This window comes from Adlercreutzia sp. ZJ141 (assembly GCF_011038965.1).
GTDB lineage: Bacteria > Actinomycetota > Coriobacteriia > Coriobacteriales > Eggerthellaceae > ZJ141.
The window spans coordinates 40,834-56,812 of record NZ_JAAKEB010000012.1; the positions used below are offsets into that span (position 1 = coordinate 40,834).

At 57.5% G+C, this 15,979-nt stretch carries 9 protein-coding genes; 1 reads left to right on the plus strand and 8 read right to left on the minus strand.

Going from position 1 to position 15,979, the window contains the following annotated elements; translation table 11 throughout:
- Positions 1 to 57: 57 nt before the first annotated feature.
- From G7Y44_RS07170 to rlmB, 4 genes are all read right to left on the minus strand, one after another.
- Entirely contained in the window at positions 58 to 4,452 is a 4,395-nt protein-coding gene (locus tag G7Y44_RS07170) for a DNA-directed RNA polymerase subunit beta' (RefSeq protein ID WP_165046037.1), read from the minus strand.
- On the minus strand, positions 4,453 to 7,917 hold the full coding sequence (gene rpoB, locus G7Y44_RS07175) for a DNA-directed RNA polymerase subunit beta (RefSeq protein ID WP_371807470.1): 3,465 nt from the start codon (positions 7,915 to 7,917) through the stop codon (positions 4,453 to 4,455).
- 238 nt (positions 7,918 to 8,155) lie between these two features.
- Complete coding sequence (locus G7Y44_RS07180) at positions 8,156 to 8,698, minus strand: NYN domain-containing protein (protein WP_165046280.1); 543 nt, start codon at positions 8,696 to 8,698, stop codon at positions 8,156 to 8,158.
- A gap of 10 nt (positions 8,699 to 8,708) precedes the next feature.
- Positions 8,709 to 9,455 carry a 23S rRNA (guanosine(2251)-2'-O)-methyltransferase RlmB gene (rlmB, locus tag G7Y44_RS07185; protein WP_165248668.1) on the minus strand — a complete coding sequence of 249 codons (747 nt, stop codon included), beginning with the start codon at positions 9,453 to 9,455 and terminating at the stop codon, positions 8,709 to 8,711.
- 201 nt (positions 9,456 to 9,656) lie between these two features.
- Between rlmB and G7Y44_RS07190 the strand changes: the two genes are divergently transcribed.
- On the plus strand, positions 9,657 to 11,042 hold the full coding sequence (locus tag G7Y44_RS07190; protein ID WP_165248670.1) for a DEAD/DEAH box helicase: 1,386 nt from the start codon (positions 9,657 to 9,659) through the stop codon (positions 11,040 to 11,042).
- Here G7Y44_RS07190 and G7Y44_RS07195 read toward each other — a convergent pair.
- The 4 genes from G7Y44_RS07195 to G7Y44_RS07210 all read right to left on the minus strand — a co-directional run bounded on the left by G7Y44_RS07195 (position 11,014) and on the right by G7Y44_RS07210 (position 15,824).
- Positions 11,014 to 11,697, minus strand: a complete 684-nt coding sequence (locus tag G7Y44_RS07195; protein WP_241158249.1) for an HAD family hydrolase — start codon at positions 11,695 to 11,697, stop codon at positions 11,014 to 11,016. The two genes, G7Y44_RS07190 and G7Y44_RS07195, sit on opposite strands and share 29 nt — an antisense overlap.
- Positions 11,698 to 11,852: 155 nt before the next feature.
- Positions 11,853 to 13,601: a proline--tRNA ligase gene (locus G7Y44_RS07200; RefSeq protein ID WP_305793585.1), complete on the minus strand. Its 1,749-nt coding sequence runs from the start codon at positions 13,599 to 13,601 to the stop codon at positions 11,853 to 11,855.
- Positions 13,598 to 14,713, minus strand: a complete 1,116-nt coding sequence (gene ispG / locus G7Y44_RS07205; RefSeq protein WP_165248672.1) for a flavodoxin-dependent (E)-4-hydroxy-3-methylbut-2-enyl-diphosphate synthase — start codon at positions 14,711 to 14,713, stop codon at positions 13,598 to 13,600. The genes G7Y44_RS07200 and ispG overlap by 4 nt, the downstream gene beginning before the upstream one ends.
- 22 nt (positions 14,714 to 14,735) lie before the next feature.
- The gene (locus tag G7Y44_RS07210) at positions 14,736 to 15,824 is read right to left on the minus strand and encodes a site-2 protease family protein (protein WP_165248674.1); all 1,089 of its coding nucleotides are present in this window, start codon (positions 15,822 to 15,824) and stop codon (positions 14,736 to 14,738) included.
- Between the last annotated feature and the right edge of the window lie 155 nt (positions 15,825 to 15,979).

Genomic DNA, 15,979 nt, shown 5'->3' on the forward strand with positions numbered 1-15,979 from the left:
CGATAGCAGCTAAAGGGGGCGCACGAATCGCACGCCCCCTTTATCAATGGCGGTTCTTTAGTCCTCGGCGTTCGAGGCTTCCTCATCACGCCTACTCGTTAGACTGAATCCAAACGAACCTACAGACCCCAAAAGTGCATCGAGCTCTTCAAGGTTGCGCTGATAGGAACGCGGCGGCAACGCCTCACCCAGCATATCCTCGCCCTCGGTGTTGAAGGTTGGCGGCTCATCGCCACCAATGAGGATGGTGTCATCGGGAGAGAACACCATGTCGAGCAGCTGGCTCATGTCGTCATTCGACGCGTTCAGGTCGTCTTCGATGACGTAGGATAGCTCACGCTCGGCCAAGCCCTCTTTCAGCTCTTCGATAGCCTTCACACCAATGCCTTCGATACGCAGCAGGTCTTCCTCGTTGCGGCCCACCAAGTCGGCAACAGTTTCGATGCCGGCCTCGGAGAACTTGTTCGCCCAACGCTGCGACACGCCTAAATCGTCGTAGATATACAGGCGAGCGTCTTCATCGGACAACTTCACGCCACGATGCCCAAACGACGAGCTGAAGTAGCTGCTGAAAACGCCACCAGCACCCAGGTAGCCTTCGCCGTCAAGTGGCCAATCCTGTTGCTGGGGCAGCAGTTCCTCGATATCGCGCAAGTCATCCGGCGCAAAGTCGGGAAGAGAATCACCCGCAACAGGCGACACCGGACGACCCTTGTAGGTAAGACCCGCATTGCGGTAACGGGAAAGACCCGTGCCCGCAGGAATAGGCTTGCCGATGATAACGTTCTCCTTCAAACCGGCCAGCGTATCTACCTTGCCTTCGATAGCAGCATCGGTGAGCACCTTTGTCGTTTCCTGGAACGACGCAGCCGACAGGAAGGAATCGGTAGCAAGCGACGCCTTCGTAATGCCGAGCAGCAGCGGCTGGCCAATCGGCGGGTTCTTGCCCTCAGCAATAAGCTCGTTGGCCACACGCTCAAACTCGAAGCGGTTCACCTGGCGACCCGGCAGCAGGTCGGAATCGCCCGCATCGGTAACGGCCACCTTGCGCAGCATCTGACGCGCAATAACTTCGATATGCTTGTCGTTAATGTCAACACCTTGCGACACATACACACCCTGCACCTGGCTGACAATGTAGCGCAGCGTGGTGTTCGGATCGGTTAAGCGTAGCAGGTCGTGCGGGTTCACAGAACCCTTGGTGAGCTGCTGGCCGATGGTGACCTCGCAACCATCTGTCACACCCGGCAGAAGCTGGGTGCGAGCGGACACCACGTACTCGCGGAAGTTACCTTCCTGATCGTGGATGGTGATGGTCTTCGATGTCTTGTCGCCGGACACCTGCAGGGTGCCGGAAATCTCGGCAAGCACCGCCAGGCCCTTGGGCTTGCGGGCCTCAAACAGCTCTTGGACACGCGGCAGACCATGCGTGATGTCCTCGCCAGCAACACCGCCGGTATGGAATGTACGCATCGTAAGCTGGGTACCCGGCTCACCAATGGACTGTGCGGCGATAATACCTACCGCCGTGCCAATGTTTACCGGACGTGCGGTGGCAAGGTCCCAACCATAGCACTTCTGGCATACACCGTGCTCAGCGTGGCACGTCATGATCGTACGGATAACTACCTGATCAAGACCCGCCTCGTCAATGGCGCGCAACTGATCCATGCTCTCGATGTAGCTGCCGCTCGACAAAATGACTTCGCCACTCGTTGACACGACATCTTCCAGCAGGCAACGGCCGATCAAGTTCTCATCGAGCTCGCCCTTCTCGGTGCGCACCGGATACGGCACGCCATCGGTGGTTCCGCAGTCGATCTCGCGGATGATGACATCTTGCGCCACGTCCACCAGACGACGGGTAAGGTAACCCGAGTCAGCCGTGCGCAGTGCCGTGTCGGCCAAACCCTTACGAGCACCGTGCGTGGAAATGAAGTACTCCAGAACGGACAGACCCTCGCGGAAGTTCGCCTTAATGGGGCGGTCGATGATCTCACCCTTCGGGTCGGACATAAGTCCGCGCATACCGGCAAGCTGACGAATCTGTTTAATGTTGCCTCGAGCACCAGAGAACGCCATCATGTAAATGGGATTGAACTTGTCGAAATTGTCAGCCATGGCTTCGCCAACCTCTTCGTTGGCTTCATTCCAGATATCAACTACCTGCTTATGGCGTTCCTCGTGGCTCATCAGGCCCATCTCGTAATCCTCGTCGATGGCGGCCACCTTCGCGTCAGCCGCAGCCAGGATCTCTGCCTTGTTCGGCGGCACCGTAGCGTCGTACACCGAAACGGTAACGCCCGCACGCGTGGCGTAATGGAAGCCCGCATCCTTCAAACCGTCCAAGATAGCCGGAATATCGGAGAGTGCATAGCGATTACACACGTCCTCTACCAAACGGCTGATCTCTTTCTTGTTCATCTCATAGTTGAGGAACGGATGCTCGTCGGGCAGCACACTATTGAACGTGATGCGGCCGATAGTCGTTTCAATGCGCTCGCCAGCCTTGTGCTCTTCGAACTGGTTGAACGCAGTAGCAACCTTCGTATCGCACGTCAAGCGCACCCAAATCTTCGCCTGCAGGTCAACGTCAGCACGGGCGTCATAAGCATTCAGTGCATCAGCGAAGTCGATGAACGCGCGACCCTCACCCGGGAAGCCGTCACGAGCAGCCGTGAGGTAGTACAAGCCGATGATCATGTCCTGCGTAGGTACCGTAAGCGGACGGCCATGAGCAGGTGATTTGATGTTGTTAGAGGACAGCATGAGCACGCGGGCCTCGGCCTGAGCCTCGGCACCTAACGGCACATGCACAGCCATCTGGTCGCCGTCGAAGTCGGCGTTAAAAGCGGTACATACCAGCGGGTGCAGCTTGATAGCCTTGCCCTCAACGAGCACGGGCTCAAACGCCTGAATACCCAAGCGGTGCAGGGTAGGTGCGCGGTTTAAGAGCACCGGATGCTCGCGGATAACCTCTTCCAGCACGTCCCACACGTAGCTCGACCCACGGTCGACAGCGCGCTTGGCTGCCTTGATGTTGCCGCAGTGCTCAAGTTCCACCAAACGCTTCATGACAAAGGGCTTGAACAGCTCGAGTGCCATCTGCGAAGGCAGGCCACACTGGTGCAGCTTCAGCTGCGGACCCACAACGATAACCGAACGGCCAGAGTAGTCAACGCGCTTACCCAGCAGGTTCTGGCGGAAGCGGCCCTGCTTGCCCTTCAGCATGTCGGCGATAGACTTCAGCGGACGGTTGCCCGGACCCGTAACAGGACGGCCACGACGGCCGTTATCGAAAAGGCTATCCACCGCTTCCTGCAGCATGCGCTTCTCGTTATTCACGATAATCTCGGGAGCACCCAAGTCGAGCAAACGCTTCAGGCGGTTATTTCGGTTAATAACGCGACGGTACAGGTCATTAAGATCAGATGTAGCGAAGCGGCCACCGTCGAGCTGCACCATGGGGCGCAGGTCGGGCGGGATAACCGGGATCACGTCCAAGATCATGTCGGAAGGCTTGTTGGTTGACTTGCAGAATGCGTCAACCACCTTCAGACGCTTGATAGCCTTAGCGCGTTTCTGACCCTTACCCGTGGCGATGACCTCGCGCAGCTCTTCGGCCGTAGCCTCAAGATCCATGGCATTCAGCAGGTCACGTACGGACTCGGCACCCATGCCACCCGTGAAGTAGTCGCGGTAGTTCGTACGCATCTCGCGATAGAGACCCTCGTCGGGAATAAGCTGCTTCGGCTCGATCTTCATGAAGGTTTCGAACGCCTCCTGACGCACTTCCTTCATCTCGGCGAATTCCTCGTAGATGCCAGCGATTTCCTCGTCAACCTCTTCGGGCGTAAGACGCTCGTCTTCTTCCACCTCGTCAACGAAGTCGTCGTCAGCAGGCACGTAGTCGCTCGACAAACGGCGGGTTTCCTCAACCAGACGATCGCGCTCAGCATCGAGTTCCTCGAGGTCGGCCGCCAGCTCGTCGCGCAGCATCTCCTCGTCTTCCTCGCGGCCTTCTTTGTCGACGCTCGTGATGATGGAGCTGGCGAAGTACAGCACTTTCTCCAACTCTTTTGGCGGAATATCAAGCAGGTAGCCCAAACGGCTCGGGCTGCCCTTGAAGTACCAGATATGGCTCACTGGGGCCGCAAGCTCAATGTGGCCCATGCGCTCACGGCGCACCTTAGAACGGGTCACCTCAACGCCGCAGCGCTCGCAAACGATGCCGCGGAAGCGGACACGCTTATACTTGCCGCATGCGCACTCCCAGTCCTTGGTGGGACCGAAAATCTTTTCGCAGAACAAGCCATCCTTCTCGGGCTTGAGCGTACGGTAGTTGATAGTCTCGGGCTTTTTTACTTCGCCGTTCGACCAGCTGCGCACATCCTCGGCGCTGGCGAGCGAGATACGCAGGGCGTCGAAGTTGTTCACGTCGAATTCTGTCATTTATCGCTCCTCCCCTTCACCGATCAGTTCGTTCGTTTCAGTATCATTTCCGCCCATCAGCTCTCCCAGCTCGGCCGCAATGCTGTCAAGCGCGCTTGCCGTGTCGTCGGCCTCAGTTTTGCGGGCGTCTTCGGCCAAAGCATCATAGAGCGCTTGGCTCTCGGCGTCGCTTCCGGCAGACGCATCGTCTGCATGAGCCTCGGCGCTGCGGTCGTGCCCTTCGAGCACAACGTTCAAGCACAGCGACTTCATTTCCTTCACCAGAACCTTGAAGGACTCAGGTACTTCGGCTGCCGGGATGTTTTCGCCCTTCACAATGGACTCGTAGCTCTTCACGCGACCCGCCGTGTCGTCGGACTTCACCGTGAGAATCTCCTGCAGCACGTTGGAAGCACCGTATGCGTAGAGCGCCCACACCTCCATCTCGCCGAAGCGCTGACCGCCAAACTGCGCCTTGCCACCCAGCGGCTGCTGGGTGATCAGACTGTACGGGCCGGTTGAACGGGCATGGATCTTGTCATCGACCATATGGCCGAGTTTGAGCATGTAAGTTTGACCAACCGTAATAGGCTCACGGAACTTCTCGCCCGTGCGACCGTCATAGAGCCACGTCTTACCCGTGCGGGACAGTTGCGGCACGAACTCATCGCGCGCCATGTCGCCGTACTTCTTGTGGTTCATGTTGATGAGGTTGCGGTTAGCCCTTTCAATGGCGTCTGAAATCTCACGCTCGGTGGCGCCGTCGAACACCGGCGTTGCCACGTGAATGGGGCCTTCCACCACTTCGTCAGTCTCTTCCTCGTCAGACCAGCCCCACTTCGCGGCCCAGCCCAAGTGATTCTCGAGCAGCTGACCCACGTTCATACGGGAGGGCACGCCCAGAGGATTCAGAATAACATCAATCGGCGTACCATCGGCAAGGTACGGCATGTCCTCTACCGGTAGCACGCGCGAAATGACGCCCTTGTTGCCATGACGACCGGACAGCTTATCACCCTGTTGCACCTTACGCTTCTGCGCCACGTAGATGCGCACAAGTTCGTTTACACCAGGAGCCAGCTCGTCGCCTGCCTCGCGGGAGAAGCGACTGATGCCGATGACGCGGCCACCACTTCCGTGCGGCACCTTCAGCGAAGTGTCACGTACCTCACGAGCCTTCTCACCGAAAATAGCACGCAGCAGGCGCTCTTCGGCGGTGAGCTCGGTTTCGCCCTTCGGAGTAACCTTGCCCACCAGTACGTCGCCCGGGAATACCTCAGCACCCACGCGGATGATGCCGTCGTTATCCAAGTCGGAAATCATGTCCTCGGAAATATTGGGGATCTCGCGGGTGATTTCCTCGGGGCCGAGCTTCGTATCGCGCGCGTCGACCTCGTATTCGGAGATATGGATAGACGTGAGCAGGTCTTCGGCTACCACACGCTCGGACACGATAATGGCGTCCTCGTAGTTGTAGCCTTCCCACGGCATGTAGGCAACCATAAGGTTTTGGCCCAGCGCCAGCTCGCCGCCGTCGCAGGACGGACCATCAGCTAACACGTCACCGGCAGCCACCTCGTCGCCCTTGCGGACGAGCGGCCGATGGTTGATGCATCCGCTCTGATTGGAGCGCTGGAACTTCGGCACCAGGTACTCATCATACTCGCCATCGTTGTTTAAGATGATAATGGTTTGACCATCGACGTAGTCGACCACACCAGAATTCTGCGCAACCAAGATTTCACCAGAGTCAACCGCAATACGATGCTCAATACCAGTGCCCACAAGCGGAGCGTGCGGACGCAGAAGCGGCACGGCCTGGCGCTGCATGTTCGAACCCATGAGAGCGCGGTTTGCGTCGTCGTGCTCCAAGAATGGGATGAGCGAGGTTGCCACGCTGGTCATCTGACGCGGGGACACGTCCATGTAGTTGACAGCGGAAACCGGCATGTCAGCAGCCTCACCAAACACGCCATTGGTGTCGGTGGTTCGGCAGAGCACCTTCACCGACTTCACGAAGTTGCCGTCGTCATCGAAGTGGCCGAACTCGCGCGTTTGAGGATGGAACGACGCATTTGCCTGGGCGATGGTGTAACTTTCCTCTTCATCGGCGGTCAGGTAGTCAACTTCATCGGTTACCTTACCGTCGATGACGCGACGATATGGCGTCTCAATGAAGCCGTACGGGTTCACACGAGCATAGGTTGCAAGCGAGCCGATCAAGCCGATGTTGGGGCCTTCAGGAGTCTCGATGGGGCACATGCGACCATAATGGGAGGTATGCACGTCGCGCACCTCGAAGCCGGCGCGCTCGCGCGACAGACCACCCGGGCCGAGTGCCGACAGGCGGCGCTTATGCGTAATGCCGGCGGCGGGGTTGGACTGGTCCATGAACTGCGACAGCTGGGAGCTGCCGAAGAACTCCTTGATGGCGGCCACAATGGGACGAATGTTCACCAGGCTCTGCGGCGTGATACCCTCAGGCTCCTGCATGCTCATGCGCTCGCGAACCACGCGCTCCATGCGAGACAGTCCGATGCGGAACTGGTTTTGGATCAGCTCACCCACCGTGCGGATGCGGCGGTTGCCAAAGTGGTCAATGTCGTCGGTAGACACACCCTCCTGGCCAGCATGCAACGCAATGATGTAGCGCATGGATGCCACGATGTCCTCATCGGTGAGTGTCGAGGAATCGTGATCGGGATCAAAACCAAGCTTCTTGTTGATCTTGTAGCGGCCGACCTTCGCCAAATCGTAGCGCTGCGGGTTGAAGAACAGACCTTCGAGCAACGTACGAGCAGAGTCGATGGTAGGCGGCTCACCGGGACGGAAGCGCTTATACAACTCGATGAGGCTCTCGTCTTTCGTGGTGGCGGGGTCGCGGTCAAGCGTGCGCAGTACCATTTCGTCGGCACCCAAAAGCTCGATGATCTCATCGCGAGTTTCAGCCAAGCCAAGCGCGCGCACAAGCAGCGTCGCCGGCTGTTTGCGCTTGCGGTCGATACGTACCGACAAAATGTCGCGCTTGTCAGTTTCAAACTCAAGCCAAGCACCGCGGCTCGGAATGACCTTGGCGTTGTAGATGGTTTTGTCGGATGTCTTGTCGCGCTCGGCAGCGAAGTACACACCCGGGCTGCGAACCAGCTGGGAGACGACCACACGCTCGGTGCCATTAATAATGAAGGTACCACGGGGAGTCATGAGCGGGAAGTCGCCCACGAACACCTCCTGCTCCTTCATTTCGCCAGTTTCACGATTGATAAAACGGATCTCAACGAAAAGCGGAGCTTGATAACTCACGTCCTTTTCTTTACACTCATCGACCGTGTACTTCGGATCGCCGAACTCGTGTCGCCCAAATTCCACGCACATATCCTTCGCGGAATTCTCAATGGGGCTGATGTCCCGGAAGGCCTGCGCAAGGCCTTCGGTCTTGAACCATTCAAAACTGTCAGTTTGAACGGAGATCAAGTTGGGGACATCCATGACGTCGGGAATCTTCGCAAAGCTGCGCCTCTCCCGATACAGGCTGCTGGGAGCTGTTTCCTGAGCTTTCGCCACGGGCTTATCCTCCTTCGAAATAGCGTCGTTTGCCTAAAATGTCATAAACGTAAAAATTATTACCATATTGGAGGCGAAGTCAAGAAAAATTTTTCGATAGTATGGATTTTTACTGTACTTTTAAGCGCCCACCTGGGGTTTTGCAAATATGACTTTTTGGCTTCTACAGCCCGTCGCGCAGGGCTTTGAGCTTCTCGAGTGTAGCTGCATCGATGCGTCCGGCGATGGTGCGCTTTTCGGCGACCTTCGGAGTCTCATCGAGACGTGCGTCGGCGTAGTACATACTCACCTCGTGGCTGAAGCCGTTCGCACTCATGCGATCGACCCCGCCGCCGAACACGGTGTCTTGGATAGTGGCGTCGCTTGACACCACTAAGGTTTCCACACCCCGCTCACGCGCGTCGTGTGCAAGCTTCTCGATCACCTTGTCGGCCGTTTGCCCGGTGGGGCTAAACACAATGCGTACGCCACCAACCGTCTGCGACTTGCGATCAGAAAACTCATTGTCACCGCCGTCGAACACGATGATGGCGCTCGTGTCACGACCAGTGTAGTTCACTACATCGTTAATAAGCCGCTCTCGAGCAATATTGAATGCATCGTCGGTGTAATCGGGATGATCCCTGCTCACCGGCTTGTAGCGGCTACCGGAACGCAACACATTATACCCGTCGACAATAAGCAGCTTTTTGCGAGAACGGACCATAACGCAACCCTTACGAATTCTGGCGCAGCCACTCGTACATGCAGGCGGTTGCCGCCTGTGCCACGTTCAATGAAGCCACCTGACCCTCCATAGGCAGCTTCGCCAAAAGATCACTGTGCTGCTGGACGAGTTTCGATACTCCTTCGGATTCGTTACCCATAACAAGCACGATCTTGCCCTTAAGGTTGGTCTTCCATACCGTGTCATGCGCGTACTCGGTGGCAGAACACACCCAAAAGCCCTCTTTTTTGAGACGCTCGAGTGTTTGCACCACGTTTGACACCTGCGCAACCGGCACGTGAGAGATAGCTCCCGCCGAGCTTTTGTATGTGGAAGCCTCAATGCGCGCGCTACGCTTATTGGGAATGACGACGCCACTTGCCCCCACCGCATTTGCGCTGCGTACGATCGCGCCAAGATTGCCCGCATCGGTAATGTGGTCGAGAACCACCAGGAGTGCCCGACCGTCATGCGCCTCGGCATACTCACTCGCTGCCCGAATCAGGTCACCCACGCCAACGTACGCATAGGGACTCGCCACAGCGATAACTCCCTGATGACTCCCCCGCTCCGACTTCTCGTCAAGTTCGGCGCGTGACACCTTGATAACAGGCGTACCAGCGCGTTTCGCCTTGCGGACAATGTCATCGATCATCCCATCGCGTCGGACGTTGTCGGCCATGAGTACTTTTTCAATCGGCACGTCCGTACGCAGCGCTTCGATGATCGGCCGCTTTCCTTCTATGTAATCAGCCATGAAGTATCCCTATCGCATTCTTCGTGTTTTCCTGCTTGCTCGCCGCATATTATGTCATACTAGCCTTCGTGCCTACGGGCATGCGATGACTTACTTCCTCAAAAGCACGTCATCATCAACCTACTGACGTGCCTGCGAGCATGAGCCACGCGAAACCTTACCGGCATTCGGCTCAACAGCACCCGAACAGAACGGAATACCATGACGGAATTCGCCGATCTCGGCCTGTCGAGCAATGCGCTCAAAGCGGTTAAGAAACTGAAATACACCGAGCCAACCCCTGTGCAGGAACGGGCGATACCGCTCGTTTTGGAAGGCTACGACATCATCGCGGCAGCAAGCACCGGCACAGGAAAAACTGCAGCCTTCCTGCTTCCCATCTTAAGCACACTACCGAAAGGCAAGCGAGGAAAGCGCGCACCGCGCGTGCTGATTGTAAGCCCCACCCGCGAGCTCACTCAACAGATCTTCAAGACATGCCTTACCATCACAAAGATGACGGGGCATTTCTCCACCGTGGTGTACGGAGGAAGCGCCTATGGCCCACAGATCGATGAGCTACGCCGGGGCACCGACGTACTCATTGCTACCCCGGGCCGGTTGATGGATCTCATGAACAAGGGCCACGTTGACCTGTCCAAGATCGACGTGCTCGTGCTTGACGAAGCCGACCGCATGCTCGATATGGGCTTTTTACCCGATGTGACCACCATCGTAAACGCTACGCCAGAAGATCGGCAAACGCTGCTGTTTAGCGCAACCATCGACGAGTCGATCGAGCGCAACTTAGGGTCGCTTCTGCACAACCCTAAGATGATCGAAGTGTCTAAGCGCGGCGAAACGGCGAAGACGGTGGCGCAGTACGTGCTGCCCATCGAGCACCATCGTAAAGGTGAGCTTTTGCGCGCGCTGCTCACCGAGCGCGATGCAGAACGCGTGATCGTGTTCGCACGCACGAAAATGCGCGCCGAAGAATTCGCCACTATGCTCAACGAGCACGGTTTCAAAGCCGACTCCATTCACTCCGACAAGAGTCAGGGAGCCCGCCGCCGGGCACTCGGGAGTTTTCGCCGCGGAACGTGCAAAGTGCTCGTGGCCACCGACGTGCTGGCGCGCGGCATCGACGTTCCCCAGGTTGACTATGTGGTGAACCTCGATCTGCCCGACATTGTTGAAGATTACGTGCACCGCATCGGCCGCACCGGACGTGCAGGCGAAGACGGTGTGGCTATTTCGTTCTGCACTCGCCAGTCGCGCACCCTGCTTCGACAAATCGAGAAGCTTATCGGCAAAGACATTCCCATTATGCAGCTCGAATCGTTTCAGACCGACCCCACCCTACTCGAAGACGGCACCGGTACTGCAGGCGGCAAGCGCTCACGTAAGAAAGGCGAGCATAGCTGGCGAAAGAAAAAGGGAACAAGCTCGCAAAAGCGGCGCGAAGTATGCGGCGATTCGCGGATCGGCCGAAAGGAATCCGCAGATAAAAAGGGCACGAGGCGTCGTAAGAACACAGGTGTTACAACCGGCAAGCGCACGACCGACACGACGCACTCCTCTACCGCCCGGCGAGCAGTGCGTCGGTAAGCTCACCAAGCGAGGCACACATAATTGCGGGGTGTTCAGCTACCAGCTCATCTGCGCTAAACATACCCCACAGCGCCGCCACAGAAATGCAACCAGCAGCGTTTCCAGCCCGCAAGTCGTAAGGACTGTCGCCCACGTACAGACATCGCGCGGGCGACACATCCAAAAGCTCGCACCCGCGCAATACCGGACCCGGCGCAGGCTTGTGCTCGGGCCAGTCGTCCGGACCAATGAGCAGATCGAAGAAACGCAGCACGCCGCCGATGCGTGCTCCACGCTCGGCGGTTTCGTGGCGCTTCGACGTGACGATACCCAGTTTCAAGCCAGCGTCACGCATGCGAGCAAGCGCCTCAGCAGTACCAGGAAACGAACGCACCATGGCATCGTGCACGGCGGCGTTATGCACGCGATATGCGTCCATGAGTTCGCGACCGCGCTGCTCATCGCCATCTGCAAAATGGATCAACTGATCGAGCAACGGCGTGCCCACTAAGCGCATCAGCTCGGAGTCTGGTAAATCCTTACCCAGCACATCGTTGACAGCGTAGCGCATCGATACAAGAATAGTTTCGTACGTATCGATGAGTGTTCCATCTAAGTCAAACAGCACGCCTTCGACATCCCTCAGCGTGCGGCTGTACACGTTGACTGCCATCGTTTCCCCTTTTCGCACGCAAGCCCGCCTGCCACATATGACAAGCGGGCTTACATTTGCAACCGCCTCGCTCACTTCTCATCTTGGAAGAGAGCAATCTTGTCCCTCCTGCCTGGAACAGGCAGGAGGGACAAGGCATTTTTGATCAGCATTTTCTAAGCGAAAAGCTCCTTTACGCTCAGGACACTTCCGCGCGTTTTCGCAGCACGGCGCGCTGCAGCAAACACCTCGCCGAGCAAGTCAAGCGACACAGTACGGCGCTCGCCCGTACGGCGACGCTTCAGCTCGATGGTGCCATCTGCCAAGCCACGTTTACCCACCACAACCTGCAACGGCCAACCGATAAGGTCGGCGTCAGCGAACTTCACGCCCGCGCGCTCTTTGCGGTCATCAATGACCACCTCAAATCCCAGGTCGGCCAAGTCGGCAGTAATGCGCTCGGCGGCGGGCTGAACCTCATCGTCGCCCACCGTAAGCGGGATGACACACACATGCGCCGGCGCCACGGAGAACGGCCACGAAATGCCAGCTTCATCGTTGTGTTGCTCAACGATGGCAGCCATGGTGCGCGATACGCCCACACCGTAGCATCCCATGATAAACGGCTGTTCAGAGCCGTCTTCAGCCATAAAGGTGGCACCCATTGTTTCGGAATACTTCGTTCCCAGTTGGAACACCTGCGATACTTCGATACCGCGCGCCCCACCAAGCGGCTCACCGCACTGCGGGCAATCATCACCCGGGGCGACAATGCAAATGTCGGCCCATTCGTCAACCCTAAAATGCACGCCCAACTGGGCACCGACGTAGTGATAGCCATCCTCGTTCGCGCCGACCACCCACTTCGCCACCTGCTCCAAGCTAGCATCGGCAATCACGTAGGCAGAATCAGGCAAGCCAACCGGACCCATCGATCCTTTGTGTAAGCCAAACGACTCCATTTCATCGTCGGTTAGCAGCTCAAATCCACCAGCCACACGTGCTGCCTTGAGCTCGTTGACCTCATGATCGCCTGGCACGAACAGCACGACAAGCTTGCCTTCAGCGTTCTTACCTGACAGGGCCTTTACCGTAGACGACTCGGGAATACCCAAGAATTCTGCAAGCTCTTCGATGGTGTGCACGCCAGGAGTTGCCACCTTCTCAAACGCCACGTCATGCAGCGTGGGATGAGCCGTACAAGCCCCAGCTTCGGTGTTGGCCGCATACCCACATGCGCAGTGCACAAGCTCGGCTTCACCTGCGTCGGCAAGCGCCATAAACTCCGTGGTCACCTTGCCACCAATCTGGCCCGGATCAGCCTCAACAGGACGATAGTCCAAATCGCAGCGTTCACAGATACGCCCGTAAGCCTCACTCATGGCATCGTAGGTTTCCTGCAGCGACTCCTGCGTGGCGTTGAAGCTGTAAGCGTCCTTCATCAGAAATTCGCGACCGCGCAACAAACCGAAGCGCGGGCGAATCTCATCGCGAAACTTGGTTTGGATCTGATACAGCGTACAGGGAAGTTGTTTGTAAGAACGCAGCTCATTGCGCACAAGCGCGGTAATAAGCTCTTCGTGAGTTGGACCCAGGCACACCTCGTGGTCGTGTCGGTCGCGCAAGCGCATGAGTTCCGGACCGTAGTCATCCCAGCGGCCCGACTCGTGCCACAGCTCAGCAGGTTGCAGTACCGGCATGGTGATCTCCTGCGAGCCAATGGCGTCCATTTCCTCGCGGACAATATTGCTCACCTTCGCGAGTACGCGCTGACCCAAGGGTAAGAAAGTGTACACACCCGACGCGCTTTTCCGGATCATACCCGCACGCAAAAGCAGTCGGTGACTGGCAATGTCAGCGTCGTTCGGATCTTCCTTCAGCGTGGGCGCGTACAGCGCGCTCATGCGCATCACGTTTTTGCTCATAGTTTCGCTACCTCCTCCATCAGCGCGTCAACAATGCCTGATTCTGGCACCTTGCGCACAACGTTTCCATGACTAAACAACACGCCACAGCCATCGCCACATGCCACACCCAAATCGGCGTCGGCAGCTTCGCCCGGCCCGTTCACCACGCAGCCCATAACGGCCACGCGCACCGGCTTCGCCACAGACGACAGCCGTTGTTCAACCTGCTTCGCCAAGCTGATAAGATCAACCTGACAGCGACCACACGTGGGACAGCTGATAATCTCCGGCGTGCGATTTCGCAGCCCCAAGGAACCAAGCAGCGCCCAACAGGCACGAATTTCTTGCACGGGATCGTCGGTAAGCGATATACGCATAGTGTCGCCAATCCCCTGTTCAAGCAGGATACCCAACCCACATGCACTCTTTATGACACCTTGGAACGCAGTTCCCGCTTCAGTGACGCCAATATGTAGTGGAACGTGAGGTATGGCCGTCGACAGCAATCGGTACGTGTCGACCGTGGCACGCACATCGTGGGCCTTAGCGCTAACCACCACATCATGAAAACCCTTCCGCTCGCAGTACTCCACGTATGCGCACGCCGAGCGTGCAAGCTTCTCGGGCAAAGATAGGTCATCGCGCGCGGCTAAAGACTTGTCAAGCGAGCCAGCGTTTACGCCAATACGAATAGGAATGCCCGCCTCACCTGCGGCGTCAAGCACCGCATCAGTTGCGGCTAAGCCCCCGATGTTTCCGGGATTGATGCGCAGCTTCGCCGCGCCGCGCCGCGCCGCCTCGCATGCGATGTGCGGATCAAAATGCACGTCAGCCACCACGGGAAGCGGCGACGCCTCACATACCGCTTGGAACGCATCGAGGTCGCGTCGGTGAGGCACAGCCATGCGAACCACCTCGCAGCCAGCGTCAGCAAGCGCTTTAATCTGTGCAAGGTTCGCTTGCACGTCAGAGGCTGGAGCATTCAACATGCTCTGCACGACGACGGGTGCGCCGCCACCAAGCGCAACGTTTCCCACCGCAAGTCGGCGTGTGCGCTTATTTGGTAAGACGTCTGCTCGTTCGCGCGCGGGGAAAGGCACGCTGTTTTGTTCGTTCTGTTCGTTTTGCATTCGGCTATTGTACACCCTGCACCTACCAGTTTCCGAACACGAACCGTTGGATATCCTGATTCAGCATAACCACAAACAACAGCAGAAACAGCCCCATGCCAACAAGCGTCATGCAGTTCATCGCTTTCGCAGACACTGCCTTGCCGGTGATCTTCTGATACACCTCAATGACGAAGCGGCCGCCATCGAGCGGAGGAATGGGCAGCAGGTTCATGATGCCAAGCGATACCGAGATCATAGCCATGAACTGCAAAGCGTACACCGCACCAGCTTCAAAATAATTACGCGACAGCACAGCTATACCCACAATGGAGGTGGAATCTGACACAGTTTGAGCGACAGTGGACGGATTGAACAAGCCAATGACCGCCTGTATCACCGCACCAATATACATACAGCCAGCATAGAGTGCTTGCAGCGGACCAACGGTTACGTGCACGATCTCGCCCGTGGCGGTATTCTGCACATCGTAACCGATCACCGAGAAGATGATCACAAATGCGAGCATAGCGAATAGCAGATTCACCGCGACGCCAGCAAGCAGTATTACCGAGCGCTTCCAGAACGGGCGCGCGCGGTACTGCTGTGCGTATTCCGACAGGTACAACTCGTGTTCATCGGGCGCATCGCGCGGCTCACCCTGCGCCCACGCGCGAACACCCGCGCCGAGCTGCTTTTTGCTGGGATAGGTTTGCGGTGCGCGGTAGGTGTTGTACTCGTCGGTTTTAAGCGGCCCAACAGCACTTCCCCACTCCACCAGTTCTTCGAGTGCTTCATACGCCTCGTCGTCGGCAATGCCGCAATCGCGCGCAACGTCTTCCATATTGGCCGTGCCTCGACGGTACAGCGACGCGAGCACCGGCTGCACGTGCGGACTCATCTCGCCAGGTTCCATGCCACATACACGCGCGTAGCCACCCAGCAGAATGGGCGTGACGCCAAACTTGGTGCCTCCCACCACACGCCCCACATTGGGGCCGGGAAGACCCAACATGAACTCGGTAACCCGCACACCAAACGCGCGCGAGGCAAGATAGTGACCGCCTTCGTGAATGAAAACGAGCAACCCGAGCACAAAAACGGCGCACAGTACGGTAATCAGAACATCCATGGAATTCGCTCTCTCGCAACGGCAGCGTGCGCCCAAACGCGGCACCTACGCCAGCCTATTGGACGAACGCACACACAATGGGCACGCTTCAACTGTTTTCAGCCGCATTATAGGCGCAGCTGCGCCCCGTTTCCCAAGCAACGGAAAAAGCCCAC

Coding starts and splice junctions, on each gene's coding strand:
- G7Y44_RS07210 (WP_165248674.1), bottom strand. CDS start 15,824: ATGGATGTTCTGATTACCGTACTGTGCGCCGTTTTTGTGCTCGGGTTG.
- G7Y44_RS07190 (WP_165248670.1), top strand. CDS start 9,657: ATGACGGAATTCGCCGATCTCGGCCTGTCGAGCAATGCGCTCAAAGCG.
- G7Y44_RS07170 (WP_165046037.1), bottom strand. CDS start 4,452: ATGACAGAATTCGACGTGAACAACTTCGACGCCCTGCGTATCTCGCTC.
- G7Y44_RS07195 (WP_241158249.1), bottom strand. CDS start 11,697: ATGGCAGTCAACGTGTACAGCCGCACGCTGAGGGATGTCGAAGGCGTG.
- G7Y44_RS07180 (WP_165046280.1), bottom strand. CDS start 8,698: ATGGTCCGTTCTCGCAAAAAGCTGCTTATTGTCGACGGGTATAATGTG.
- rlmB (WP_165248668.1), bottom strand. CDS start 9,455: ATGGCTGATTACATAGAAGGAAAGCGGCCGATCATCGAAGCGCTGCGT.
- ispG (WP_165248672.1), bottom strand. CDS start 14,713: ATGCAAAACGAACAGAACGAACAAAACAGCGTGCCTTTCCCCGCGCGC.
- G7Y44_RS07200 (WP_305793585.1), bottom strand. CDS start 13,601: ATGAGCAAAAACGTGATGCGCATGAGCGCGCTGTACGCGCCCACGCTG.
- rpoB (WP_371807470.1), bottom strand. CDS start 7,917: ATGGATGTCCCCAACTTGATCTCCGTTCAAACTGACAGTTTTGAATGG.